This window comes from Enterobacter cloacae complex sp. SHL022 (genome assembly GCF_049237785.1).
Taxonomy (GTDB): domain Bacteria; phylum Pseudomonadota; class Gammaproteobacteria; order Enterobacterales; family Enterobacteriaceae; genus Enterobacter; species Enterobacter hormaechei_C.
The window spans coordinates 1-2115 of the sequence record NZ_JBMKJH010000025.1 but is presented as its reverse complement, the minus strand read 5'-3'; the positions used below and the strand labels follow the sequence as shown (position 1 = coordinate 2115).

Genomic DNA, 2115 nt, shown 5'->3' with positions numbered 1-2115 from the left:
AAACGTCACTCACTTAACATTTATTTCTTTTAAAGAAAGGGATTGCTATGGCCGATTCATTCCAGAATGAGGTGCCCAAGGCACGCATAAACTTAAAGCTGGCTCTGCATACAGGTGGCGCGCAGAAGAAAATCGAACTGCCGCTTAAACTCCTCACCGTCGGTGATTTCAGTAATGGAAAAGAGAATCGCCCATTATCGGAAAGGGAGAAAATTAACGTCAATAAAAATAACTTCAACAGCGTACTTTCGGAATTTAACCCGGAAGTGAATCTGACGGTTCCTAACACAATGGCCGGGGATGGCTCGGAAGAAAGCATAAAACTGAATTTCTCCGATATTAAGGATTTCGAACCTGAACAGGTTGCCCGCCAGATCCCCCAGCTCCGCGCCATGCTGGCCATGCGTAATTTATTACGCGACCTCAAATCCAATCTCCTTGATAACGCTACTTTCAGAAAAGAACTCGAGAAAATTCTCAAAGACCCGGCGCTGTCTCAGGAATTACGCGACGAAATGAGTGCACTGGCCCCGAAATAAGCGGCATGTGTAATTTAATGGATTAACCGGGAATATGCTGATGTCTGTGAATACTGAAACCGCCTCCGCGCAGGGGCAGACCACCGTACTGGAAAAAGAGGGCGTTTACGCCTCCCTGTTTGAAAAAATCAACCTGACCCCGGCCTCCAGCCTGGGTGATATCAATGCGTTTCTGGATGACGCCGCGCTTTCTGACGCTCCGGCGGGTGAACGCCTGACGGCGGCAATGCAGGTGTTTATGGACTGCATCCGCAAATCCGGTCAGCCGGTGGAGAAGCTCGACAAAACGCTGATTGACCACCATATCGCTGAGCTGGATTTCCAGATCAGCCGTCAGCTGGATGCCGTAATGCATCACCAGGAGTTCCAGAAGGTGGAGTCCCTGTGGCGCGGCCTGAAGCAGCTGGTGGACAGCACCGACTACCGCCAGAATGTGAAAACCGAAATTCTGGATGTGTCGAAAGAAGATCTGCGTCAGGACTTTGAAGACGCGCCGGAACTTATTCAGAGCGGCCTCTACTGGCACACCTATACCGCCGAATACGACACCCCGGGCGGCGAGCCGATTGGTTCCGTGATTTCATCCTATGAATTTGACGCCAGCCCGCAGGATGTGGCGCTGCTACGCAACATCTCTAAAGTATCAGCTGCCGCACATATGCCGTTTATTGGCTCTGTCGGTCCGAAATTTTTCCTGAAAGACTCGATGGAAGAGGTCGCTGCAATTAAGGATATCGGCAACTACTTCGACCGCGCCGAGTACATCAAGTGGAAATCTTTCCGCGACACCGACGACGCCCGCTACATCGGCCTCGTGATGCCGCGCGTGCTGGGGCGTCTGCCGTATGGCCCGGACACCGTACCGGTACGCAGCTTTAACTACGTTGAGCAGGTGAAAGGCCCGGATCACGAGAAATACCTGTGGACCAGCGCGTCGTTCTCCTTCGCGTCAAACATGGTGAAGAGCTTCATCAATAACGGCTGGTGCGTGCAGATCCGTGGCCCGCAGGCGGGCGGGGCGGTGAAAGATCTGCCTATTCATCTGTACGATCTGGGCACCGGCAACCAGGTGAAAATCCCGTCTGAGGTGATGATCCCGGAGACCCGCGAGTTTGAGTTTGCCAGCCTCGGCTTTATCCCGCTCTCGTATTACAAAAACCGCGACTATGCCTGCTTCTTCTCGGCGAACTCCGCGCAGAAACCGGCGTTGTACGACACCGCAGATGCCACGGCCAACAGCCGCATCAACGCCCGTCTGCCGTACATCTTCCTGCTGTCGCGTATTGCGCACTACCTGAAGCTCATCCAGCGCGAGAACATCGGCACCACCAAGGACCGCCGTCTGCTGGAGCTGGAGCTGAATACCTGGGTGCGTAGTCTGGTGACGGAAATGACCGATCCGGGCGATGAGTTGCAGGCTTCTCATCCGCTGCGTGACGCGAAGGTGGTGGTGGAAGATATCGAAGACAACCCGGGTTTCTTCCGCGTGAAGCTGTTTGCGGTGCCGCACTTCCAGGTGGAAGGCATGGATGTGAACCTGTCTCTGGTGAGCCAGATGCCGAAAGCGAAAGCGTAA

General features: G+C 53.9%; 2 protein-coding genes. Both read left to right on the top strand.

The window, feature by feature from the left end; genetic code table 11:
• Positions 1–47: 47 nt before the first annotated feature.
• Positions 48–539: a type VI secretion system contractile sheath small subunit gene (gene tssB, locus ACOTZD_RS22835; RefSeq protein ID WP_003856899.1), complete on the top strand. Its 492-nt coding sequence runs from the start codon at positions 48–50 to the stop codon at positions 537–539.
• A 40-nt stretch (positions 540–579) separates the two neighbouring features.
• Positions 580–2115, top strand: a complete 1536-nt coding sequence (gene tssC, locus ACOTZD_RS22830; protein WP_032610232.1) for a type VI secretion system contractile sheath large subunit — start codon at positions 580–582, stop codon at positions 2113–2115.

What these genes read in the sequence shown, in the direction of transcription:
- tssB (WP_003856899.1), top strand. Translation starts at nt 48, where the DNA reads ATGGCCGATTCATTCCAGAATGAGGTGCCCAAGGCACGCATAAACTTA.
- tssC (WP_032610232.1), top strand. Translation starts at nt 580, where the DNA reads ATGTCTGTGAATACTGAAACCGCCTCCGCGCAGGGGCAGACCACCGTA.